The organism is Brevundimonas sp. 1080 (genome assembly GCF_040545985.1).
Taxonomy (GTDB): domain Bacteria; phylum Pseudomonadota; class Alphaproteobacteria; order Caulobacterales; family Caulobacteraceae; genus Brevundimonas.
Map to the genome: position 1 here is coordinate 536,265 of NZ_JBEPMW010000002.1, position 23,763 is coordinate 560,027.

20 protein-coding genes are annotated in these 23,763 nt (G+C 65.5%); 4 read left to right on the plus strand and 16 right to left on the minus strand.

The features are described from left to right. Nucleotides 1–18: 18 nt before the first annotated feature. Genes pheT through ABIC32_RS08015 form a run of 5 tightly spaced genes read right to left on the minus strand, consistent with a single transcriptional unit; the run spans nt 19 to nt 5,340 of the window. Nucleotides 19–2,442, minus strand: a complete 2,424-nt coding sequence (gene pheT, locus ABIC32_RS07995) for a phenylalanine--tRNA ligase subunit beta (protein WP_354073723.1) — start codon at nt 2,440–2,442, stop codon at nt 19–21. Between the two features lie 7 nt (nt 2,443–2,449). Continuing rightward, a complete protein-coding gene (locus ABIC32_RS08000) occupies nt 2,450–2,848 on the minus strand; it encodes a hypothetical protein (protein ID WP_354073725.1) in 399 nt (132 codons plus the stop codon). Beyond that, nucleotides 2,845–3,243 carry a hypothetical protein gene (locus tag ABIC32_RS08005; RefSeq protein ID WP_307509304.1) on the minus strand — a complete coding sequence of 133 codons (399 nt, stop codon included), beginning with the start codon at nt 3,241–3,243 and terminating at the stop codon, nt 2,845–2,847. Before ABIC32_RS08005 ends, ABIC32_RS08000 begins: the two co-directional genes overlap by 4 nt. A gap of 4 nt (nt 3,244–3,247) precedes the next feature. Beyond that, nucleotides 3,248–4,324 (minus strand): phenylalanine--tRNA ligase subunit alpha, encoded by a 1,077-nt coding sequence (gene pheS, locus ABIC32_RS08010; RefSeq protein WP_066628817.1) that lies wholly within the window; start codon nt 4,322–4,324, stop codon nt 3,248–3,250. 41 nt (nt 4,325–4,365) lie between these two features. After that, complete coding sequence (locus ABIC32_RS08015; protein WP_354073728.1) at nt 4,366–5,340, minus strand: polysaccharide deacetylase family protein; 975 nt, start codon at nt 5,338–5,340, stop codon at nt 4,366–4,368. Between the two features lie 168 nt (nt 5,341–5,508). Between ABIC32_RS08015 and ABIC32_RS08020 the strand changes: the two genes are divergently transcribed. Next, nucleotides 5,509–7,104 carry an ATP-binding protein gene (locus tag ABIC32_RS08020; protein WP_354073730.1) on the plus strand — a complete coding sequence of 532 codons (1,596 nt, stop codon included), beginning with the start codon at nt 5,509–5,511 and terminating at the stop codon, nt 7,102–7,104. Nucleotides 7,105–7,195: 91 nt separating this feature from the next. On the opposite strand, the gene rplT is transcribed toward ABIC32_RS08020, so the two are convergent. The 6 genes from rplT to ABIC32_RS08050 all read right to left on the minus strand — a co-directional run bounded on the left by rplT (nt 7,196) and on the right by ABIC32_RS08050 (nt 13,008). Then, nucleotides 7,196–7,549: a 50S ribosomal protein L20 gene (rplT, locus tag ABIC32_RS08025; RefSeq protein WP_017506327.1), complete on the minus strand. Its 354-nt coding sequence runs from the start codon at nt 7,547–7,549 to the stop codon at nt 7,196–7,198. 55 nt (nt 7,550–7,604) lie between these two features. Beyond that, nucleotides 7,605–7,802 (minus strand): 50S ribosomal protein L35, encoded by a 198-nt coding sequence (gene rpmI, locus ABIC32_RS08030; protein WP_003166435.1) that lies wholly within the window; start codon nt 7,800–7,802, stop codon nt 7,605–7,607. 161 nt (nt 7,803–7,963) lie between these two features. Further along, nucleotides 7,964–9,250, minus strand: a complete 1,287-nt coding sequence (locus tag ABIC32_RS08035) for an MFS transporter (protein WP_091748941.1) — start codon at nt 9,248–9,250, stop codon at nt 7,964–7,966. A gap of 27 nt (nt 9,251–9,277) precedes the next feature. Then, a complete protein-coding gene (locus ABIC32_RS08040; RefSeq protein WP_354073732.1) occupies nt 9,278–11,260 on the minus strand; it encodes an alpha/beta hydrolase family protein in 1,983 nt (660 codons plus the stop codon). A 123-nt stretch (nt 11,261–11,383) separates the two neighbouring features. Then, nucleotides 11,384–11,905, minus strand: a complete 522-nt coding sequence (gene infC, locus ABIC32_RS08045) for a translation initiation factor IF-3 (protein ID WP_055752751.1) — start codon at nt 11,903–11,905, stop codon at nt 11,384–11,386. 125 nt (nt 11,906–12,030) lie between these two features. Continuing rightward, nucleotides 12,031–13,008, minus strand: coding sequence for a glycosyltransferase family 9 protein (locus tag ABIC32_RS08050; protein ID WP_354073735.1), 978 nt, complete (start codon nt 13,006–13,008; stop codon nt 12,031–12,033). Nucleotides 13,009–13,079: 71 nt separating this feature from the next. On the opposite strand from ABIC32_RS08050, the gene ABIC32_RS08055 reads away from it, so the two are divergent. Next, a complete protein-coding gene (locus tag ABIC32_RS08055) occupies nt 13,080–13,820 on the plus strand; it encodes an alpha/beta fold hydrolase (RefSeq protein WP_354073737.1) in 741 nt (246 codons plus the stop codon). Nucleotide 13,821: 1 nt separating this feature from the next. Here ABIC32_RS08055 and aguB read toward each other — a convergent pair whose 3' ends face one another. From aguB to ABIC32_RS08080, 5 genes are all read right to left on the minus strand, one after another. Continuing rightward, nucleotides 13,822–14,685, minus strand: coding sequence for an N-carbamoylputrescine amidase (gene aguB, locus ABIC32_RS08060; protein WP_354073739.1), 864 nt, complete (start codon nt 14,683–14,685; stop codon nt 13,822–13,824). After that, nucleotides 14,682–15,701, minus strand: coding sequence for an agmatine deiminase family protein (locus tag ABIC32_RS08065; protein ID WP_307509276.1), 1,020 nt, complete (start codon nt 15,699–15,701; stop codon nt 14,682–14,684). Before ABIC32_RS08065 ends, aguB begins: the two co-directional genes overlap by 4 nt. 133 nt (nt 15,702–15,834) lie before the next feature. Further along, nucleotides 15,835–18,348, minus strand: a complete 2,514-nt coding sequence (locus tag ABIC32_RS08070) for a TonB-dependent receptor (RefSeq protein WP_199059676.1) — start codon at nt 18,346–18,348, stop codon at nt 15,835–15,837. 171 nt (nt 18,349–18,519) lie between these two features. Next, on the minus strand, nt 18,520–19,608 hold the full coding sequence (locus ABIC32_RS08075; protein ID WP_307509272.1) for a capsular biosynthesis protein: 1,089 nt from the start codon (nt 19,606–19,608) through the stop codon (nt 18,520–18,522). A gap of 563 nt (nt 19,609–20,171) precedes the next feature. Beyond that, nucleotides 20,172–21,326 (minus strand): OmpA family protein, encoded by a 1,155-nt coding sequence (locus ABIC32_RS08080; RefSeq protein ID WP_354073742.1) that lies wholly within the window; start codon nt 21,324–21,326, stop codon nt 20,172–20,174. 154 nt (nt 21,327–21,480) lie between these two features. Between ABIC32_RS08080 and ABIC32_RS08085 the strand changes: the two genes are divergently transcribed. Continuing rightward, the gene (locus tag ABIC32_RS08085) at nt 21,481–22,389 is read left to right on the plus strand and encodes an SDR family NAD(P)-dependent oxidoreductase (RefSeq protein WP_316409140.1); all 909 of its coding nucleotides are present in this window, start codon (nt 21,481–21,483) and stop codon (nt 22,387–22,389) included. Nucleotides 22,390–22,532: 143 nt separating this feature from the next. After that, nucleotides 22,533–23,735: an acetyl-CoA C-acyltransferase gene (locus tag ABIC32_RS08090; RefSeq protein ID WP_354073745.1), complete on the plus strand. Its 1,203-nt coding sequence runs from the start codon at nt 22,533–22,535 to the stop codon at nt 23,733–23,735. The last annotated feature ends 28 nt before the right edge of the window (nt 23,736–23,763 follow it).

Genomic DNA, 23,763 nt, shown 5'->3' on the forward strand with positions numbered 1-23,763 from the left:
AGACGGCGCTGCGCTCCCTCAAGCCCGCAGCTTGCCGCCCTGCTTCTCGACCGCTCCAACGACCTTGGCGGTCAAGGCCTCGATCTCGGCTTCGGTCAGGGTGGCCTCGCGCGGTTGGATCACGACTTCCAGGGCGACGGACTTGAAGCCCTCGTCCACGCCCTTGCCGCGATAGACGTCGAACACCCGCACGTCGGCGATCAGGGCCTTGTCGGCGCCCGTCGCGGCCCGGACCAGATCGCCGACCGGCTTGGCGTCTTCCACCACGAAGGCGAAGTCGCGCGTCAGCGGCATGAGGGCCGACAGGTCCGCCGAGCCGCGCGCCTTGCCGCTCTTGCCGCGCGGTTCCGGCACATTGTCCAGCACGATTTCGAAAGCCAGGATCGGACCATCGGCGTCCAGCGCCTTCAGGACGCGCGGATGCAGTTCGCCGAACTCGACCATCACATTCTTGGGGCCCAGTTGCAGCCGGGCCGAACGGCCGGGGTGCCACCAGTCGCGGTTCTGGCCCTGGACCAGCTGCAGCGAGGCGACCGGGGCGCCGATCTCTTCCAGCAGGGTGGTCAGGTCGCCCTTGAGCGCGAACAGGGCGTCCTCACCGGCGCCGGCCCAGTGACGGGCGGCGTGCGGGGCGACCAGGCCGGCGATGACCATGCGCTGATCCGCCGGACCGTCGCCCAGATAGATGGGGCCGATCTCGAACAGGGCGGCGTCGGCGAACCCGCGCGCGGCGTTCCTCGCCGCCGCCTGGACCAGGTTCGGCAGGGGCGAGGGCCGCATGCAGTCCAGGTCGGCCGCGATGGGGTTCTCCAGCACCAGCCGATCATCCCCGCCGCCGAACAGGGCTGCGGTCGATTGTTTGGTGAAGGACCAGGTGACGGCCTCGGCGTAACCGAGGGCCGCCAGGGCACGACGCGCGGTGCGGACGCGGGCCTGACGGGGGCTCAGCACGCCGCCGGCGGGGCGGGCGACCTCGGGCAGGGGCGTATCGGGCAGGCTGTCGAAGCCCTCGATCCGCGCAACCTCTTCCACCAGATCGGCCGGACCTTCGACGTCGCGACGCCACGACGGCGGGGTGACGAGCCAGGGCTCGGACTGACCGGCCGGCGCGGCCTGAACCAGGAAACCGAGCTGGCCCAGGATGGTCCCGATCCGGTCATCGGCCAAATCCATGCCGCTGAGCCGCTGCACATAGGCCGGATCGAAGGCGAAGGGCGCGGGGCTGGCCGGCGGTTCGCCGACGAAGACGATGTCCGACGGCTCGCCGCCGCACAGGTCCAGGATCAGGCGGGTGGCCAGTTCCAGCCCCGGCGTGACCGACACCGGATCGACGCCGCGCGCGAACCGGTACTGGGCGTCGGAATGGATACCCAGCGCACGGCCGGTCTGGGCGATGACCAGCGGGTCGAACCAGGCGCTTTCCAGGAAGACGTCGGTGGTGGTCTCGTCGCAGCCGGTGCTCTCGCCGCCCATCACACCGCCCAGGCCGATAGGCCGCTCGCCCCCGGCGTCGGCGATGACGCAGTCGGCCGCGGATGCGGCGTAGGTCTTGCCGTCCAGGGCGATCAGATGCTCGTGCTCGCCGGTCGCGGCCGAAACCTGCCCTGCCCGCACCACGATCTCGGTCCCCGACAGCTTGGCGACGTCATAGACGTGCAGCGGGCGGGCGCGGTCGTAGGCGATCAGATTGGTCACATCGACGAGACGGTTGATCGAGCGCAGGCCGATGGCCGTCAGACGCTTCTGGAGCCAGGCCGGCGACGGGCCGTTCTTGACGCCGCGAATGACGCGACCGGCGAAGACCGGGCACATCTCGGGCGCGTCCAGCCGCACGCTGATCGGCGAGGGGAAGGCCCCGCGCACCACGGCGATGTCGAAATGCTTCAGCTTGCCGACGCTGGCGGCGGCCAGATCGCGGGCGATACCGGCGACGCCCAGCCAATCGGGGCGGTTCGGCGTGACCTCGAAATCGATCACCGGCTCGGCGCCGAACAGGCCGGCGACCGGCGTGCCCACGGGGATTTCGGGCGGCAGCTCCTGAATGCCGTCGCTCTCGTCCGACAGCTCAAGCTCGGAGGCCGAGCACAGCATGCCGTTCGACACCACGCCGCGCACCGGCTTCTCAACCAGGGTCACGCCCAGGCCCGGCACATAGGCGCCGATGGGGGCGTAGATGGTGGTCAGGCCCGCCCGCGCGTTCGGCGCGCCGCAGACGATCTCCTTCATCCCGTCGACCGTCTCGACCTGGCAGACCTGCAGCCGGTCGGCGTTGGGGTGACGCTCGGCCGAAACGATCTTGGCCACAGTGAAGGGCGCCAGTTTGGCGGCGGGGTCGAGCACTTCCTCGACCTCCAGCCCGGCCATGGTCATGGCCTCGGCGATCTGCTGAACATCCGCCTCGGTCTCGAGGTGGTCCTTCAACCAGGACAGGGTGAACTTCATGGTCGTCTCAGGCCTTGGGCTTGTCGGTCAGAGCGCTGACCTGGGCGATGAATTCAGGGGCGCCGGTGAAGCCGACGCCGTAGAATTCGCAGCCGATGAACTGGCAATCCCGCATCGGTATCGTGCCGATGGCCTTGTCGCCGACAGGGCTGAGCAACAGGTTTCTGATACCGCCCCGGCTGTCGCCGAAGTTGGTGTCGCTGAAAGTCACGTCGTCCGAAACCAGAACGATGGCCGGCCCCTGAAAACGGCAGCCGGTGAAGGTGCGTCCCTCAATCAATCCAACGCCGTTGGCGGACGCGGCCGCGTAGAGCTCATAGAGGATGATATCAACGTTCTCGAACGTCGCGGCATTCAGGTCGGGCGCGTCCGCGAGGGGCCGGTTGATGGGCAGGATCGATTTCATGACGCCTGTTTGCCTTGGCTGAGCACAGCTTCGAAGTTCGTCAGGAAGGCGGGCGCGCCTGTAAAGCCCACCGCATAGAATTTACAGCGCACGAAGGCGCAGTTCTGAAACGCGACCGCTCCGATCACCTTCTCGGGGCCGACCGGCGCCAACAGAAGATTGCGGATGTCCCCCCCTGAATAACCCATGTCGCAATCTTCGAACGTACAGCCGCCAGCGGCGAGCAACACTGCGGGCCCCTCGATGCGACAGTCCGTAAAGGTCTTGTTCTCGATCAGGCTCTTGCCCGCCGACATCGCCTCGGCGACCAGCTGCGGCAGCCAGATACTAGCCTTGTCGTAGGCCGGGCCTTCGCCGATCCGCTTGAAAGTGATGGTGGCGTTTGCGTCGGTCATGGGATCAGCTCAGGCCCGAGGCCGGGTTGGGGGCGGCGAAGGCTGAGAAGCCGTAGTGGGACAGCCAGCGGGTGTCGGCGTCGAACATGGGGCGCAGGTCGGGCACGCCGTATTTCAGCATGGCCAGCCGATCCACCCCCATGCCGAAGGCGAAGCCCTGATACTCGTCCGGGTCGATGCCGCAGTTTCTGAGCACATTGGGATGCACCATCCCGCAGCCCAGGATTTCCAGCCAGTCGTCGCCGGTGTTGAACACCAGTTTCCCGCCCGAACGGTCGCAGCGGATGTCCATCTCGGCCGAGGGTTCGGTGAAGGGGAAGTGGTGCGGACGGAACCGCGCCTGGATCGCGTCCAGTTCGAAGAAGCGGGCGATGAAGGTCTGAAGCGTCGTCTTCAGATGGCCCATGTGGATGTCACGATCGATCACCAAGCCTTCGATCTGATGGAACATCGGCGTGTGGGTGGCGTCCCAATCCTTGCGGAAGGTGCGGCCCGGCGCGACGATGCGGATCGGCGGCTTTTGCGATATCATGGTGCGGACCTGCACCGGCGACGTGTGGGTCCTCAGCACCTTGCGCTCGCCCGTCTCGGGGTCCGGCTTTAGGAAGAAGGTGTCGTGCATTTCCCGCGCCGGGTGTTTGGGCGGGAAGTTCAGGGCGGTGAAGTTGTGGAAGTCGTCCTCGATGTCCGGACCTTCGGCCACGGCGAAGCCCATTTCGGCGAACAGGGCGATCATCTCGTCCATCACCTGCATCGTCGGATGGACCCCGCCCTTCCTGCGCGGACGCGCCGGCAGGGTCAGATCGATGCGTTCCGACAGCAGGCGGGCGTCCAGTTCGGCGGCTTCCAGCGCGGTCTTCTTCGCGGCGATGGCGGCGGCGACGCGGTCACGCAGACCGTTGATCATCGGTCCCTGTTCGCGGCGTTCGTCGGGGCTCATAGCGCCCATGCCCTTCAGCAGGCCGGAGACGGAGCCGGACTTGCCCAGGGCGGCGACGCGCACCTCCTCCAATGCGGCGACGGTTTCCGCGCCGCCGATGGCGTTAATCAAGTCGAGTTCGAGTGTGGCGAGATCGGTCATTTGCCCCGTGCCTTAACGGGTGGAAGCCGTTTCGTCACCCTTCAAGGGGCCGATGCGATCGCCTGAAGTTCCGACGCCGGCGCCTTGTTGGCCGCAACGATCCAGGCGGGCGGTTCGGGCTCCCAGCGTATGGGCCGGCCGTCGGTCTGCATCCAGCGATGCAGCCACGATATTCCGTTGGCGCGGACGTAGGTGTCAAGGTGCTGATAGATCGGATCGGCCAGCGCCTCTGCCAACGGCACGAAGCGATAGCCGCGCGCCAGATACAGGGCCTGGATCTGCGGATACCAGGCCTGGTTCAGGGTGTTTGCGTGCAGCAGCAGCACCTGCGCCGGTTCACGCCCGCCCGCCACATCGGCGCTGTAGGGTTCGAAGAAGTCCAGTACCGTCGCCATATGCGCCACATAGGCCTGACCGATGCGCTGCATCAGCGCCTGGTCGCCGATCTGCTCGGCCTTGCGATAGACGTCGGCGAACATCCAGTCGTTGTTGTCGAGGGTCACAGGCGCGACCGTATAGCCGCGCTGGGCCAGGCCGGCGGCAATGGCGTCGTGCTTTTCCTGCGTCTCGCCGGTGAACAGATAGGGGTGGCGGAACCAACGCAGGGTCTTGCCGCGCGCCTCAAGCGCCTGCCGAACGATCGGCGCCCCGGCGTCCACGTCGGCCAGATAGGCCTCAACCGTCGTCGAGTGGATGTTCAGATGGGTGTTGGTGTGGTTGCCCAGGTCCAGACCAGCGTCCAGCCAGACGTTCAGCACGCGCGGCAGGATCGTGGCGCGCTCGGCCTCGCACACCTTGCCCGCGTTGACGAAGGCTGTGCCGTGCGTATCCAGCGGCTTCAGCATGGCGACGAAATCCTGGGTGATCGTCATCAGGCGCGCAGGATCGCACAGGGTCGCCGCATCGGTCTGGAACGGCAGGTCGTCGAAGGTCACGGCGACGCGTCGGTCCTGCGCGGCGGCGGGAGTGACAAGAACGAGGGCGGCAACCAGGCCGCAGATCAGGGTGCGCATCATGCGGCGAGGCTATCGAAGTCGCGTGCGCGAGGGAATATCGCGCGCAGTCCGGACTTTCCATCCGCCTACGGATCGACTGTCGAAAACCCGCCGCGAAAGGTTCATGAACGGCAAAGCTGGCGTTAAATATCAGCGTCTAATCAGGCCTCCGAACTTGCGAGGACCTTGATGCCGCTGATCGGTGATTTCGTCGACTTGATCGCGCCTGTGGCCCCGTCCACGCCGGGCGCCGATGTGTTCGAACGGTTCCAGACCGAGCCGAACACCCTGGCCCTGGCTGTCGTCGATGACGATGGCCGCCCCCTCGGCATCATCGAACGCAACGCCTTCACCCTGAGGATGGCGGCCGAGTTCGGACGCGCCCTGTACGCCCGAAAGCCCGCCGAAAGCCTGATGGACCGCAATGCGCCGGTGGCGGAGGCGGCGACCAGCGCCGAGGCCTTCTTCCACGCCTACGATGCGGCGGAACTGGGCGCCCTGCTGACGGGCTTCATCGTCGTGGCGGACGGCCGCTACGTCGGCGTCGGCACGGCGCTGCAGGTGGTGCAGGCCGGCGCGGCCCTGCACCGCCAGCGGGCCGAGGAAATGAGCGCCCTGGCCCGCGACCTGGCGCTGGCCGAGGCCGAGGCTGTTGCCTCCAGCCGGGCCAAGTCCGAGTTCCTGGCGGTGATGAGCCACGAGATCCGCACGCCCCTGAACGGGGTGCTGGGCGTCGCGGCCCTGATGGACAAGAAGCTGGAGCAGGAAGAGCTGCGCCCCTACGTCCGCACCGTGATCGATTCGGGCCAGAGCCTGCTGCGGCTGCTGACCGACGCGCTGGACATGTCACGCGCCTCCGCCGGCATGCTGACGCTGGAGGAGGAGCCGCTGGACCTGTCGGCCGTCGCCTTCGACATCGACGCCCTGTGGCGCGCGCGGGCCGAGGAAAAGGCCCTGGCCCTGACCATCCGCACAGACCTGGCCGTTCCCTGCGTTCAGGCCGACGGGATGCGGCTGAAGCAGCTGTTGAACAACCTGATCGGCAATGCGCTGAAGTTCACCCTGAAAGGCGAGGTCGTCGCCCTGATCGAAAGCCACGCCGACGGCGAGGTGATCTTCACCGTGGACGACAGCGGCCCTGGCGTGCCCGAGGCGGCGGCCGCGACCATCTTTGATCCCTTCAACACCGGAAAAGCCGGGCGCGAAGGGGCTGGCGCGGGCCTGGGCCTGGCCATCTGCCGACAGATCGCCGAACGGATGGGCGGCGCGATCTCGCTGGGCGCCTCGCCCCAGGGCGGCGCGCGCTTTCAGGTGCGCCTGCCGCTGCGCGTCGCGACCGAGAGCGCGGCGCCCGCCCCCGCCATGGCCGAGCCGACCCCGCACGACACCCTGCATGTGCTGGTGGTGGACGACAACGCCACCAACCGCTTCGTCGCCAGCAAGCTGCTGGAGATGTTCGGCTGCACCTGCGAGATGGCCGAGAATGGTCGCGAGGCGGTGGACGCCGTCAGCGCGCGTCCGTTCGACCTGGCCCTGATGGACATCAAGATGCCGGTGATGGACGGGGTCGCCGCAACGCGGGCCATCCGCGCCCTGCCCGGCCCGGCCGGCGCCCTGCCGATCCTGGCCCTGACGGCGAACGCCGACGAGCGCGACGAGCTGGACTATATCGCCGCAGGCATGAACGGGGTGGCGCAAAAGCCCATCCAGCCCGACGCCCTTCTGAACGCCATCCGCATGGTGCTGGCGCAGAGCCAAGCATCGCACGTCCCCAAGGCGGCCTGAAACGAAGAACGCCCGCCCCGGAAACCGGAGCGGGCGTCATTCTTGTTGCGCTACGCTCGCGACGCGGTCGCTCGCGGCTTGAGCGCGGCCCTTAAGCCAGGGCGGCGCGGACCTTGTCGGCGACGGCCTTGAAGCCGGTCGCGTCGGCGGCGATCGCGGCCAGAACCTTGCGGTCCAGTTCGATGCCGGCCTTGTTCAGGCCGTTGATGAACTGGCTGTAGGTGAAGCCTTCCAGACGGGCAGCGGCGTTGATGCGCTGGATCCACAGGGCGCGGAAGTTGCGCTTCTTGGCGCGACGGTCGCGATAGGCGTATTGCCCGGCGCGGTCGACGGCGGCCTTGGCCGTACGGATGGTATTCTTGCGGCGGCCGGAGAAGCCCTTGGCCTGCTCCAGAACCTTCTTGTGCTTGGCGTGCGAGGTTACGCCACGTTTAACGCGAGCCATGTCGCTATTCCTTCAAATTCTTTGGGATGGAGATCAGTCGTACAGCGCGCGCCGATCAGGCGTACGGCATGTAGGATTTGATCTTCTTGGCGTCGGCGTCGGCCATGACCGAGGTGCCGCGGTTCTGGCGGATGTATTTCGAGTTGTGGCTGATCAAGCGGTGACGCTTGCCCGCAACGCCGGCCTTTACCTTGCCAGTGGCCGTGAATTTGAAGCGCTTCTTGGCGCCCGACTTCGTCTTCAGTTTCGGCATTTCAGTCTCCTTTTTGGAGGGCTACCGTCCTTTGGACTGCTTGAGCCCATGGGAGGTATCTCTCCAGAGTTTAAGAACCGCCCAGGCATGCCTGTTCGCCTGGCGGTTCGGTACGCGAAGGCGCGGCTTCTACGTGAAGAGCGCCGCCATTGCAAGACGAGTCAGGCCGGGGCTTTGACGCCGCCCTCGCCGCTGCGAATGACGCGTCCGGCGTTGATCGCCATCAGGGCCGCCGGGATGGTCAGCAGCGCCCCGATTACGAAGGGCCAGTCATGCCCCAGCCCCGAGAACAGCGCGCCCGCGATCATCGGCCCGAAGATGCGCGCCACCGAGCTGGAGGCCATGTTCAGACCCAGCATGGCCCCCTGCCGATCCGGCGGCGAGGCGCGGCTGATCATGGCCGAGATATTGGGCATGGCCAGCGACATGCCGCACGCGCCGATCGCCATCACGATCGGAATGATCCAGCCCTGGACGACCGGGATCGTGAGGGCGCCCAGCTCGAGCCGCGTAGCGGGAAACCACGCGACCGGCGCCAGCACCTGCAACACCAGCGAGGTTCCAAACAGCAGCATGCCGGTGGCCAGCACGCGCGATTCGCCGAAGCGTCGCGCCAGCCGGCCGGCGAAGAACCCCTGGTTCAACGTCGAGACGATGCCCACGATCATGAAGCTGAGCCCCACCTCGCGCGCGCCCCATTGATAGCGGCTCTCGGACCACAGGCCAAACACGCTCTCCATCGCCGAAAACCCGGCCATATAGATCAGGGTCACGACCAGCACGCGCGAAACCACCGCGTTGTCGCGCGCATCCTTCAGCCCCGCCAGGAAGGCCGGACGCGGCGCGGCGGGATCGGCCTTGGCCCGGCTTTCGCGTAGGAAGACGACGACGCCGACCGCCGCAACCGCCGCCAACGCCGCCGCCAGGAAGATCGGCAGCTGATAGCCCAGCCGTCCCAGCTGCGGCTGCGTCAGCAATCCACCTAAGCCCGGACCGACGATGAAGCCCAGGCCGAACGCGGCCCCGATCAGACCCATCCGCCCGGCCCTCTGCTCGGGCGGGGTCACATCGGCCACATACCCCTGAACCGTCGAGATATTGCCCGCGCCCAGGCCGGTGAACAGCCTGACCGCGATCGCCAGCCAGATGTTGGGCACGAACGCCAGCATCAGATAGCCCAGCGCATTGGCGATCAGGGTCATCAACAGCACGGGCTTTCGTCCGATCCGATCCGACAACCGCCCCCAGAACGGCTCGGCGAAGAACTGACCCAGCGAATAGGCCGAGAACATCAGCGTGATCTGCCACGCCTCGGCCTTCAGGCTCTGGGCGAAGAACGGCAGCAACGGCACCACCAGCCCAAACCCGACCAGATTGATGAACACCGTCGCAAACAGCACGGCTAGCGCCGGCGTCTTGAGCTTGGGCGGGGTCGGGTTCACGGTCATGTCGCAGCCTTAGCGCGACCCCCTGCCTCAATCGACTGGATTGTTGGCCGCAAGAAACCGCACCGTCTCACGCAGCATCTGCTGGCGCGTGTCGGCGCGCGACAGCCAATGGTCCTCGCCAGCCAGTTCAATCAGTTCGACCGGCTTGCCTGCCCGCTTCATCGCCTCGGCCATGACGCGGCTCTGCTCGATCGCCACCACCGTATCGTCGCGGCCATGGATAAGCAGCAACGGTTTATCGACCGTGTCGGCCAGATAGGCCGGCGATAGAGCGTCCAGCGCCCGGTCGTTCAGACGCGCCGCGCCCATGAACCGGTTCCAGTAGCGAACGGTCTGACTTTCGCGCCGTCCTTCCTGGCGCGCCTCCCAGTTGACCATGCGGCGCAGGTCGGACACGCCGGCGACGGCGACTCCACAGCGATAGACTCCCTTGTCCAGGGTCAAACCAGCCATGGCGGCATAGCCGCCGTAGCTTGCGCCGACGATGCACACGCGTTCGGGATCGACGATGCCCTGCTCTGTCAGGAAACGCACGCCGTCCGACAGATCCGTCTGCATCTTGCGGCCCCATTCGCCATAGCCCGCCTCCATGAAGGCCCGCGTATAGCCGTCCGACCCACGGAAGTTGGCCTGCAGCACCGCATAACCGCGCGATGCCAGGGCCTGGGCCCACCAGTCAAATCCCATCACGTCGCGCGACGCGGGGCCGCCATGAGCCAGCACGATCAACGGCAGCTTCTCCGGCGTTGCGACGCCAGGCGGCAGGGTCAGATAGCCCGGAATGTCCAGCCCATCTGCGGCGGTATAGCGAATGTGTCGCACAGCGCCGACCTTCTCGGGCGGAATGTCTGGATAGGCGAAGGCCAGGGCGTCAGCCGTTCGTCTGTCGAAATCAACGAGTTGATAGAGGCCGGATTCGCCTGAGTCGGTGAAGACCAAAATCCGCTTTTGATCTGCGTTCCAGGACACCAACTGCGGCACCTTCTCGCCAAAGGCCCGCGTGATGGAACGCCATCGGCTGGCGGAGGCGGGCTCGATGAACTCGTAACGCACGCCATCGTCTTCGGTGCGTGACCCGCCGATCAGGAGGCGGGTCTGCGGATGACGCAAAAGGTTGTCGGGATGGTGCTCGAATGGCAGTTCGGTCCAGACACCCGTGTCCACATCGACCTCGAACAGATTGTTGGCCGTTTCGCTCTCGGGATCGGCGGCGGCGAGATCAGGCCGATCCGCGGCGACAAGAACCGTGCGCGGCGTTCGCCCCATGCCGAGCAACGCCGGAGAATCGAGTGGAGCGTTCACCGACCAGGCATCGCGCAAGCGACGGCCGTTCGGCAGCATCAAGGTCCAGCGACCGCTACGCTCGACATAGGTCGACATGGCGATAACGGCGCCCTCGGCATCCAACACATAGTCTTCGGTGTCCCAGTCCATAGGCGCGACAGACCGCCCTCGGCCCGAGTTCAGGTCGATTCGGAAGAGATCGACCTGGCCGCTGTAAAGATTGACTGCACGCGCGAACAGCGCAGGCCCTTGGGCGGTGTCGCGGATCTGGGCGCCGCCATAAAGAATCGGAAGAACATCGTCCGTGCGGTCTAAAACACGCGCCAGCTTCTGGGTCTTGAGGTCCAGTATTACGCCGAAATAAAGCTCGGACCGCGGGATGCCTAACAGGTGCAGTGCACGCGTCTGGGAGCTGATGATCAACACCTTGTCTTCGCCGATCCAGCGCAGATCGCGGACCTTCGCCTCACCGATGGTCGAGGCGAAGAGATGCTCGCCCGTGTCGATATTCGTCACCGCGATGGCGCGCTCTTCACCGGTCACGACAATGCGGGCAATGAGCGTTCCACTCGGCGAAAGCTCCATCAATTCCACGGCCGGAGAAGCGGCGTACACGTCGGTGGATGGAGGTGCGTTCTGCGCGAGGGCCGCCGGAACCAAGCTGCCCATCAGGGCGGCGACACTCACCACGGCCAGGATCAACCCCGACAGACCAGATTTCAACATGAAAGCCCCCACTCAAGGCTAAGCTCAACCAGAAGAAGCGGATTTGCGCAAGCGTCAGATGTGGAAACGAAAAACGCCCCGGTCGCGGGACCGGGGCGTTTGGTATTCAGCGATGGATCGCGATCAGCGCGGGGCCAGGATCATGATCATCTGGCGGCCTTCCATCTTGGGCGAGAACTCGACCTTGGCGACCTCGTCGAAGTCGGCCTGGACCTTGTTCAGCAGCTTCATGCCCAGTTCGGGGTGGGCCATTTCACGACCGCGGAAGCGCAGGGTGACCTTGACCTTGTCGCCTTCCTCGAAGAAGCGGTGCATGGCCTTGGCCTTCACCTCATAGTCGTGGGTGTCGATGTTCGGACGGAGTTTGATCTCCTTCAGCTCGACGACCTTCTGGCGCTTGCGCTGCTCGGCCTTCTTCTTCTGTTCCTGGAAACGGTGCTTGCCGTAATCGAGGATCTTGGCCACCGGCGGCTCGGAGGTGGAGACGATCTCGACCAGGTCCATCCCGGCTTCCTCGGCGGCTTCCAGAGCAGCGGAGGTGGGCATGACGCCCTGTTTTTCGCCGTTCTGGTCGATGAGCAGAACGCGAGGGGCGCGGATATCCTGGTTCATACGCGGCCCGTCTTTCACGGGTGGCGCTTGCATGGGACGGCGAATGGGCGTCGTTTCCTTATGTGGTCAGAGAAGGCGTGTGTCGTGATGAGCGAATGCACGCGGCGATCGCCACGTTCCCCTCAAGGCCGGCAATATGCGCCGCGAGCCCCGATTTTTCAAGGGTTCGCAGGCGTTTCGAAGATGTACGCGTCATGCAGCGCCAGCACCGCGTCGAAGACGTGATCCACCGTTAGGTCCTCGATCGGCGCGAACTGGCCGCGCGTCTCGTTGGACGCCGCCGTGCGCGTCTTGGGTCCCCAGGGACCGTACAGCCACCACTCGGTCGGACCGAACAGACCCAGGGTCGGCCGGCCCAGCGCCGCCGACACGTGCATCAGACCCGAATCGTTGCCGACGAACAGATCGGCCCGATCGATGGCGGCGGCCGAGGCCAGGATGTCGCCCTTGCCGACGAAATCGATGCCGCGCCCTCCTTGCTCAGAATGGCCCGCCGCCTCCAAAGCCGGGGTCGCCGGCGGCCGGTCGCCCGGCCCGCCCACCGGCATGAAGCGCCAGCCGTCGAAGCGCGGCTCGGCTTTCAGCTTCTCGACCAGCGCGCCCCAGCGATCGGCGGGCCAGCTCTTGCCCGGCTGATGCGCGATGGGGGCCAGGGCGATTATCGGGCCGGGACCCGCGCCGCCCGCCAGCTGCGGATCGATCACGGCGGCGGCCTCGGCCCGCGCCTGATCGTCCAGAAAGATTTCGGGATCCAGCGGCGTCGGCGAACCCATCAGCCGCGACACCATCTCGACCTTGCGCAGGCCCGTCTCCCACGAGCGGTTATAGACGATGCGCCGCTTCGCGGGGATCAGATAGCTGAGCGCCGAACCCCGGATGTCGATGACCAGGTCCCAGCGCGTGCCGACGACCTGTTTCCACAGATCGAGCCAGTGGCCGGAGAGCTTCTTCTTGTCGAGCACGATGGTGCGCACCACGCCGGGCGCATTGCGGAAGAAGGGCGCGGGCGGCCTGCCGCAGGCGACGGTGATTTCGGCCCCCGGGACCTGACGCGCGATCTCGCGGATCACGCCCGACGAGATGACGCAGTCGCCGATGCGGTTTGAGGTGACGAACAGAACCTGGGGTGCGGACATGGGTCTGTGTTCCGCCATCGCGCGTCGCGGTCAAGGGTGACGACGGCGGAAAGTCCGGGCAGAACATCCGCATGAGCGACATCCAGCACCAGTCCCGCCCCGACGGCGAAACCCTGGCCTTCAAACGCGTCGACGGCGACGGCCCGACCGTGATCTGGGTCGGCGGCTTCCGTTCGGACATGGAGGGGACAAAGGCCCTGGCCCTGGACGTCGCCGCGCGCGAACGCGGCTGGAACTTCGTCCGCTACGACCATTTCGCCCATGGCCAGTCCTCCGGCGACTGGAGACAGGCCACCATCGGCCGCTGGCGCGAGGACGCCGTCGGCCTGATCGACAGCCTGTCCGGCCCGGTCATCCCGGTCGGCTCCTCGATGGGCGGCTGGGTCTCGCTGCTGGCGACCCTGGCGCGGCCGGACCGGATCAAGGGGCTGGTCCTAGTCAATCCGGCCCAGGACTTCACCGATCGGCTGATGTGGCCCGGTCTGGCCGACCACGAGCGCCAGGCCATCCTGCGCGAGGGCGAAACCCTGATCGTCGAGGAGGGTCTGGGCGAATATGTCCTGACGCGGCGCATGTTCGAGGAAGCGCGCAACTGGCTGCTGCTGGACGGCGTGATCGACGTCGCCGCGCCGGTTCACATCCTGCAAGGCCGCGCCGACGACGTCGTGCCCTGGCGACATCAGGTCGAGCTGGTCGAACGTCTGACGGGCGGCGACGTGCGCCTGGACCTGATCGAGGGCGCCGATCACCGGCTTTCGACGCAGGCGGACCTCGACCGACTGGTCGCGGCGGTCGAGGCGATGCGGGGCTAGATCAGCCCTTACCCGTCAGCGCCCCATACAGGTCCGTCCGCCGATCGCGGAAGAAGCCCCAGGCCGCGCGGTATTTGTCCAGCTCGTCCAGATCGAAGCGGTGCACCAGCACCCCCTCCTCCTCGGCGCCCAGTTGCTCGACCAGTTCGCCCTGCTGATCGGCGATGAAGGAATGGCCGTAGAAGGTCTGGCCGACCTCGGTCACGCGCTCATGGCCGATCCGGTTGGCGCCGACGACCGGTACGGCGTTCGACACCGCGTGTCCCTGCATGGCCCGCCGCCACGGCTCGGCCGTGTGCAGGGTCGCATCATGCGGCTCGGTGCCAATGGCGGTCGGATACATCAGGACATCGGCGCCCATCAGCATCATCGCCCGCGCCGCTTCCGGGAACCACTGGTCCCAGCAGATGCCGACCCCGACCTTACCGAAGCGCGTCCTCCAGACCTTGAAGCCCGTGTCGCCCGGCCGGAAATAGTATTTCTCCTGATAGCCGGGGCCGTCGGGGATATGGCTCTTGCGATAGACCCCCAGCGCCTCGCCGTCCGCGTCCAGCATGACCAGCGAATTGTAATACTGCGGCCCGTCCTTTTCGAAGATCGAGACCGGAATCGCCACGCCCAGCTCCTTGGCCACCGGCGCCATGGCCACAACACACGGATGCTCGCGCCACTCATAGGCCTGGCTGAACCAGTGCTCTTCCTGCGAGACACAGAAATACGGCCCCTGGAACAGCTCCGACGGTAGGATCACCTGCGCGCCCTGCCCCGCCGCCTCGCGCACGAAGGCGATGGTCTTGTTGATGTTCGCCTGCATGTCCTCGCCATACGAGGTCTGGATGCCGGCGACGGTGATGTTGCGGTTCATGCGGGCTCCTGCTGGGAGATGCAGTGGAACGAGCCGCCGCCGGTCAGGACGGCGTTGGACGGCAGCGGAATGATCTCGCGATCGGGGAAGGCGTCCTTCAACGCCTGACAGGCCATGTCGGCCGCACGCGCATCGCCATAGGTGGGGACGATCACCGCGCCATTGGCGATCAGGAAGTTCATGTGGCTGGCCGGGATCGGGCGTTCGTCTTCGTCCAGCACCAGGCCCGGCGACGGGATGCGCACGACCTTCAGCCGACGGCCCGCCGCATCGGTCACGGCGGCCAGATCGCGCGCCGTCGCGTCATAGACGTCGGCGTTGACGTCGTTCGTCCCCCAGGCGACCGGGCAGGCGACCACGCCCGGCGCGACGAACCGCGCCAGGTTATCGACGTGCCCGTCGGTGTGATCGTTCAGCAAACCGTCGCCCAGCCACACCACCACCTTGGCGCCGACCGCCTTCTCCAGCGCCGCCGCCGCGACGGCCTCATCCTGGTTCCAGGCGGGATTGCGGTTAGGGTTCAGCAAGCATTGGCGCGTGGTCAGGACGGTCCCCTCCCCGTCATGATCCAGCGACCCGCCCTCCATGACAAAGTCGTTCCAGGTCAGGTCCACGCCCGCATGTCGGCCGATCTGGCCGGCGACCAGATCGTCGCCCGGCATGTCATATTTCCCGCCCCAGCCGTTGAACTTGAACGCGGCGGCCGTTTTGGATCCCGCGCCGAAGATCGGCCCGGTGTCGCGCAGCCAGACGTCGCCGAATTCGCCAGGAACGACCTCGACATTCGCCACACCCGCAAAGCGCGCCTGGGCGTCGGCCAGAACCTCCGCCTTGCCGACCATCAGCTTGACCTGCTCGCGACCCGGTCCGGCCAGAGCCCGCACCAGACCCTCGACCTCGTCCTGCGCCTGCTCCAGCGCCTCGAACCAATATTCCGCATGGCTGGGCCAACCCACCCACATGGCGCGGTGCAGCGCCCATTCGGCGGGGATGGCGGCAGCAGTCGGATCGGTCATGCGGGCGTCCTCAAGAAGGGCCGAACTGGGAGCCGCGCCATATGGCCCCAAGCGCCCCCGACTTCAACGTCAGCCACGAAAAAGGGCGGCCCGCGAACAGACCGCCCTTCGTCGTTTCAGTTTGGCTAAAGCCTTAGAAGGCGTAACGCAGGGTCGCCATCATGGTGCGAGGCGCGCCGACGCCGGCGAACGAGCGACTGTAACCCAGTTGGCCAGGGGTGCCCGACGCGCGAGTGCCCAAGGTGCTGTAGTACTGCTCATCGAACAGGTTGGTGACGTTGAACTGCAGATAGGTGCCTTCGAAGCCCAGCGAGGCAAAGTCGAAACGGGCGTCCAGATCGACCACGGTGTAGGCGTCGACCTTGAGATCATTGACGTCCGTGACCCAACGCTCTCCGGTGTATTTACCTTGGATGCCGGCCGAGAAGATGTCGTTGAACTGGTAAGACGCACGCAGCGAGTACATCTGGTCGGGGGTTTCAACCTGCTTCTTGCCCTTGGTCTGAAGGCGGTTGCCTGCGCGATCATAGACATAGTCGTCTTGCAGTTCGCTATCCAGGAACGAGGCCGAACCGTAGAGGCTCAGCGCCTGGATCGGCGACCAACCCACCGAGATTTCAACACCCTTGGATTCAACCGAACCCACGTTGCGATCGACGAACTGATCCAGATCCGGCTCGAAGGTGCTGACGATACGGTTGTCGAACTGGTTGAAGAAGCCCGAAGCCTGAGCAATCAGCGTGCCCGCCGTGTAGCGGTAGCCGAAATCAATGTTCTTGGACGTCTCCGGCTGCACAGTCGGATTGCCGATCGAGCCGTCCGCCAGGCGGGTCGCCGCATAGAGGCTGTCCGTGCGCGGCGCCGAAAGCGACTCCGAATAGCTGGCGTAGATCGACTGAGCGCCGCCGAACTTATAGGTGGCGCCGACGTTCGGCAGGACGTCGTCGTACTTCACGGTGCGCGAGTACGGAGCCACGTATTGGGTGGTTCCACGACCCGCGAAGGTCACGTTGCCGTTGGCCAAGGTCGTCGCCGGCACTTCCGAGGTGCAGATCACGTTGGAAGAGGCGTTCTGCGTGTAGCAGAACTGGTTGAGTTCGCGCGAGAAGAATGGCGCACGGACGCCGATATTCACGGTCAGAGCTTCATCCAGGAAGCGACCGATGTACTCGACCGAGAACTGGTTCAGTTCGGCATAGGACAGGCGGTCACGCGAGCGCAGGGCGAAGCCGTCCAGATTCACGACCCGGTTGCCCTCTTCCTTCAGGCCGCCGAACTCGTCCACGAAGCTCGGGTTCGTCGGGTTCGAGAAGTCGATGCGGCCGTAAAGACCGGTCTGGCGGTGACGACCCCAATCCAGCGCATAGGCGGCGCGCAGACGGTGATGGTCGTTCAGGTCCCAGATCAGCGAGCTGTTCAGGGTATAGCGCTGGGTGTGGGTGTTGGACGGCGTCATGACGCGAACGCGGTCCAGGATGTCGCCGTCGCCATTCAGGTCGACGCCGCCCGTCGTACGGGTGCCACGCAGCAACAGGTCGTTCTCGGCCAGCACCGTTTGTTGCGAGCCGCCATTGGCCAGGGTGTACGAGAACGACGGGTCGATCGTCAGGATCAGGCCGTCAGCCAAGGTGAAGCGCGACTGACCGCGGATGTTGCCGGTGTCGGACGGGTTGATGCGCAGACCCCAGTAGTTGGCGCCGTTGGTATCTACATCCGCTACGCCAGCACGAACCGTCGGTGCGGTGTAGGTGCGATCGAAATCGACACCCCAGCCGAACGGGCTGGTTTCAACGTCGCTGACGCAGACCTGGGTGCGTGCAACGTCGCAGAAGCCGGTTGCGGTGGCCAGGTTCGGGCCATTGTAGTTGTTGTTGCGGTTCTCGTTCCAGTGAGCCGCCAGCGAGATGAAGTCGCCGTTGTCGCGCAGCGGCTGATAAATACGGGCGTTGTATTGGGTCTTTTCGAGCTCGCCGATACCTTTGAACTTGTCATACTTCTGGTGCGAAGCGGCGAACCAGGCCGAGGTGCCCCAAGGACCAACGGCGCCGGTATCGATCAAGCCCATGATGCGATTGTAGCTGAAGTCGCCCAGCGAACCTTGCAGCCAGCCGCCAAAATCGGCGGCCGGGCGGCGCGTGACGTAGTTGATGGTGCCGCCGGTCGCCGAGGCGGTGGGGCTATCGACGTCGGTCGAGCCCGTGTTGATCGAGGCGCGTTCGATCAGCTCCGGGTCCAATTGTTGGTTGGTGTAGGTGGCATAGTTGCCGGTGTCGTTCAGCGGGATGCCGTCAAACGTCAGCGACACGCGGTTGCCGTCGAAGCCGCGCAGGCGGATGTTGCCGCCCGACGAACCATAGGGGTCGGCGTTGGTGAAGCTGAGGCCCGGGGTCAGGTTGAGAGTCTGAAGAATGGTTTGGCCGGCCGACTGGGTCGCGATGAACTCCTGGCCGATGGTGTTGCGCGTTTTGGCGACGGTCTCGGCGGTAGCAAGCCCCTCAATCGTGCGCTGTCCGCGAACCCCGGTGACGACGACTTCACCGACTTCGGTCGCTTCGGTGCCGGTCGATTGGGCGGAGGCGGCGCCGGCGAAGACCAGCGAGCCGGCAAGGGCGGTGGTCGCCCAGATCAGGCTTTTACGAGTAGTCATTACATCTATCCCCAGATGGACGGCGCCGATGGCCTTTGGGCGGCAGACGTCCATCGCCTGTCGCAATCCAGCCCCCTCTAGGGCCGATGTTGAAATCTTGGGCGACAGTTATGTAACAGCAATATGACAGAGACAGAGGGTGGTCTGGGCGCCACACCTTGCGGGGCTGAGCTAGGCTGACGCCCGCTCAAAAATGTCCGCGATGCCGTTCGCCGTCGGCACGATGGCGTGCGGCTCATGATAATTGCCGTTCACCTGGCTTTGGGCGATCACATGCGCGCGGAAACGTGTGAATAGGTCGCTATCCGGCGCCTCCGGCGCGCGCCAGAAATGACCCAGCGGCTTCTGGTCGGTCAGACCCTCGAAGTCGAAGAAGGCGTCGCCCAGAACCTTGACCGGCGTGTGGAAGCCCAGCGCCGACAAGGCGGCGCTGGAGTTGTTGACCACCATGCCCTGCGAGGCGCGGCACAGGGCCGCGAGGTTGCCGCCATCGATGAAATCGACACGGCCGGCGACGCCATGCTGCTCAGCAAGACGCAGCGTAATGGCGCGCAGATTGACCAGGCCGGGATCAAGCGGATGGTTTTTCACGACCAGACGCGTCTTCGGCGGCGCCTCGGCGGCGAAACTGGCGATCACCGCCGTGAGGAAGGCGCGGTTGTCGCAGTAGCGCGAATAGCGCAGCAGCTGCGCATCGCCCTCGCGCTGCAGACACGCGATGAAGAAGTCGCCCTTCGCCTTTATGACGTCGGCGTCGCAGTTTTCAGCCCGTCTGAACGCCAGACTCAAATAGCGCCGGATATGACCGAGGCATTGGTCCAGCGGCGAGAAGACGTAAGGCGCGCTGTAGTTCGGGAACAGGGCTTTTCCCGCCACCTGCACCGTGTGGTAAGCGCTGATATTGGCGACGTGATGCGGCAGGATTTTTCCGACCGTAAAGGGTTCAGGCAGCAATGGAGCAGGCTCGGGATAGCCGCCCTTGAACCGCGGCAGGGCGCTCGAGCCATTGACGCCGTTTCGCTCGACCGTGATCCAGTCGGGACGAAAATAGCCGTTCTCCAAGACCCAGACGCGCGCCTTCAGACGGTCGGACGCCGCCAAAACCGCTCGGTTGTACTCTCCGGCCTCGCCAAACAGGATGATGTCGGTGAACGCCGAGGCGAAATCGATCAACCCTTCGGTCCATGCCTTCGCCGTGTCCTTGAACACAATGCCCCCGGACCGACGCCAATTCATCGCGTCGCCGGCATTGAAGATCATGCGGTTCACATTCGCGCCCCGTGCCTCAAGAACCGAGGCCATCACCGGACCGAATCGCCCAAACGGCGCCGAAACGATCAGGAAGCGACGACCCGACAAGGCGGTCGGACCGAACTTTCTTTTGGCCGGAAAGTCGGAAATCTCCGCCGACTGCGAAGGGCGCGACGTCTGCAGTCTCGGGCGGACCTCGAGACGCACCGCATCGCCGCGAAGCCGATATCTGCGCCGACGTCTTGCCGACAGAAGTCTGGAGGATGATCGCAAATCCACCATCACGCCCATCCTCTATCCGCCACCGAGGCGTGCATTTCTGCGCTCCGGCTGCGACCGAGATGTCTGTGATTACGGGTCATCGCCATGCTTGTGTCCCGCAGTTTGGACGCGATCAATTGAAATCGCTCAAGTCGCGGGGATTTTGGAATGCAGGACGGTTGGCGTTGCTTTATGGCACCAAAACCGCCGCCGCCCAAAGGACGACGGCGGCATGATGTTGTCGAATCGACGAACTTCATGACCTCGGGAGCGCCGGGCCGGATGAACCGCACCGGCGCACCCTTGGGGTCTTAGAAGTTGATGTCGATGGTCGCGCGGCGGTTGAGCGGTTCGCGCACACCGTCGGCGGTCGGCTTCGCCAGGTTGGTTTCGCCCTTGCCGTCCAGGGCGATCACGCCGCCGTTGACGCCTTGAGCAACCAGGGCGTCCGCGACGGTGCGCGAACGACGGTTGGACAGACCCAGGTTATAGGCGGCCGAACCCGAGGTGTCGGTGTAGCCGACGATCAGGACGCGCGTCGGACGACCCGACTTGGCGTAATTGGCGGCTTGCGTCACCACCGAACGGGCTTCCGCGGTCAGGTCCGAACGATCCCAGTCGAAGTAGACCACGAACTGGCGAGCGACCGGGGTCTGAGCGACCGGCGGCGGGGGCGGCGGGGGCGGAGGAGGCGGCGGGGGCGGGGGCGGCGGAGGCGGCGGGGGAGGCGGCGCGTCTTCCGCACCGAAGCTGTAGCGCAGACCCAGGGTCACGGTGTGCGACTGATCGTAGTCGCCGTCCCATTCGCCGAACGACGTGGCGCCCACACCCGTTCCGACCGTCGTCGAGGCGAAGTTGGCGTCGCCCGTCAGATAGCGGTAGGTCAGGTCGATGTTGGCGCGGTCGCCCACGGCCCAAGCCAGACCTGCGATCGCCTGAGCAGCGAACTTGGTAGAGGTGTCGTCCGCGGTGAAGACGGCGCCGCGGTTGGCGCGCAAGTTGCCGGCGATGTCCGTCTTGACGTGGTTCACACCAGCGCCAAGGCCGACGAAGGGACGGATACCCCAAGCTTCGTAACCGAAGTCGTAGATGATGTTCGCCATCAGGGTCATCGATTCGATGTCGCCTTCAGGAGAGAAGCAACCGCCCGTCGCCGGCGTGAAGTTGCAGACGCCTTGCGTACCCGAAACGGCCCGAACGGTGCCGACGTCGCCCGAGCGATAGCCGCCTTCGAGTTCCGCACGCCAGTTGGGATTGAAACGATAACCGAGGCGAGCGAACGCCGCCCAGCCATCGTTCACTTCGTAGTTCCAGTTAGCATTGGTCGTCGACGATTCGGCGTTGATCTCGTCGATCCATTGATAACCGGCGTCGATCGCCCCGTACCAACCATTGGGTTCTGCCGATGCGGCTCCGGCTGCGAACAGCCCGGCTGCGGCGACAGAGGCGAGAAGTTTGAGCTTCATAGCTTCCTCACTGTGTGAATGCGCGAAGCTGCACAATAGCACAGCATTCACCCGACCGAACGGCGTGGCTGGCGCACGGTTCCGCGCTTGAGCTACGATTGTGTCGACTGTGGCGCCGTTTCAACACATTGGGCGCCTGCGAAAGGAAACGATTATGGCGATGCGGTTTGACGGACAGGTGGCGATCGTAACGGGTGCCGGCGGCGGCCTGGGGCGCGAACACGCGCTCGCTCTGGCGGCGCGCGGGGCCAAGGTGGTGGTCAACGACCTGGGCGGAGCGCGCGACGGTTCCGGCGGGTCGGCGACGGCGGCGGAATCGGTCGTCGCCGAAATCGAGGCGGCCGGCGGCGAGGCCATCGCCAATGCGGCCTCGGTGACGGACTATGCGGCGGTCCAGGTCATGGTCGATCAAGCTATGGCGAAATGGGGCCGGATCGACATCCTGGTGAACAACGCCGGCGTGCTACGCGACAAGACCTTCGCCAAGATGGAGATCGAGGACTTCCGCTTCGTCGTCGACGTCCACCTAATGGGGGCGGTCAACTGCACCAAGGCGGTGTGGGAGATCATGCGCGGGCAGAACTACGGCCGGATCGTGATGACGACCTCGTCGTCCGGCCTGTACGGCAACTTTGGACAGTCGAACTATGGCGCGGCCAAGATGGCGCTGGTCGGCCTGATGCAGACCCTGTCGATCGAGGGCGCCAAGAACGACATCCGCGTCAACTGCCTGGCGCCCACCGCCCACACCCGCATGACCGAGGATCTGGGCGCCGCCCTGCCGCTGGAGGCGTTGGCCCCGGCCTTGGTCACGCCCGGCCTGCTTTACCTTGTCAGCCAGGAGGCGCCGAGCCGCGCCATTCTGGCCGCCGGCGCCGGCGGGTTCGAGCGCGCCTATGTCACCCTGACGCAAGGCGACTTCGTCACCGGGGACAACGCCCCCGAACAGGTCGCCGCCCGCTTCGACGCCATTTCGGACCGCGCCGGCGAGATCGTCCCAGAGATGGGCGCCGCCCAAGGCATGATCGAACTGACCAAGGCCCAGAAGGCCCACGGCGGTTGAACAACAAGGCGCCTTGCGTTGACGCGACGTGAGGCGGCTAACTTCGCTTCAGAGGAAACCGGCCCCAAGCAGCGCGAAGCGCGGTAGGCCAAACAAGAATGGGCTCAAGTAGCCCAAAGGGCGATAGCCCAGGAGGAAAGCCCATGCGCGAAGCCGTCATCGTCTCCACCGCCCGCACCCCCATCGGGCGCGCCTATCGCGGCGCCTTCAACGACACCCAGGCGCAGCAGCTCGGCGCCCATGCGGTGAAACATGCGGTCCAGCGCGCGGGCGTCGATCCGGCAGAGATCGAGGACGTCATCATGGGCGCGGCCCTGCAGCAGGGTTCGACCGGCACCAACGTCGCGCGCCAGATCGCGCTCGCCGCCGGCCTGCCCTCTTCCGTTCCGGGCATGAGCCTGGATCGTCAGTGCGCGTCGGGCCTGATGGGCATCGCCACGGCGGCGAAACAGGTCGTCTTCGATCAGCAGAAGATGGCGGTCGGCGGCGGGCTGGAAAGCATCTCCCTGGTGCAGAACCAGAATATGAACCTGTACCGGATGAAGGATGAGGCGCTGCTGAAGCTGTCGCCCCACATCTATATGTCGATGCTGGAGACGGCCGAGGTGGTGTCGCGCCGCTACGGCATCAGCCGCGACCGCCAGGACGAATATGCGCTGAAATCACAGCAGCGCACGGCCGCCGCCCAGGACGCAGGCCGCTTCGACGCCGAGATTGTGCCCATGACCACCACCATGCTGGTCATGGACAAGGCCACCGGCCAGACCTCATCGAAAGAGTTCACCCTGTCCAAGGACGAGGGCAACCGTCCCGACACGACGCTGGAAGGGCTGAAGGCTTTGAAGCCCGTCTTCGGCGGCGGCGAGGAGATCCAGACGGGTGAGTTCATCACCGCCGGAAACGCCTCGCAACTGTCGGACGGCGCCTCGGCCTGCGTCGTCATGGAGGCCGGCGAGGCGGTGAAGCGCAATCTGCAACCGCTCGGCGCCTATCGCGGCATGGCTGTCGCCGGCTGCGAGCCGGACGAAATGGGCATCGGGCCGGTTTATGCCGTGCCCAAACTGCTGAAGCGCCACGGCTTGACGATAGACGACATCGGCATCTGGGAGCTGAACGAGGCCTTCGCCGCCCAGGTCCTGTATTGCCAGGACACGCTGGGCATTCCCGACGACCGTCTGAACGTCTCGGGCGGCGCCATCTCCATCGGCCACCCCTACGGCATGTCCGGCGCCCGCATGACCGGCCACGTCCTGATCGAGGGCAAGCGTCGCGGGGCCAAATACGGCGTCGTCACCATGTGCATCGGCGGCGGCATGGGGGCTGCGGGATTGTTCGAGATCTATTGAGAGAAACCAATTGTCTCCTCCCCATTTC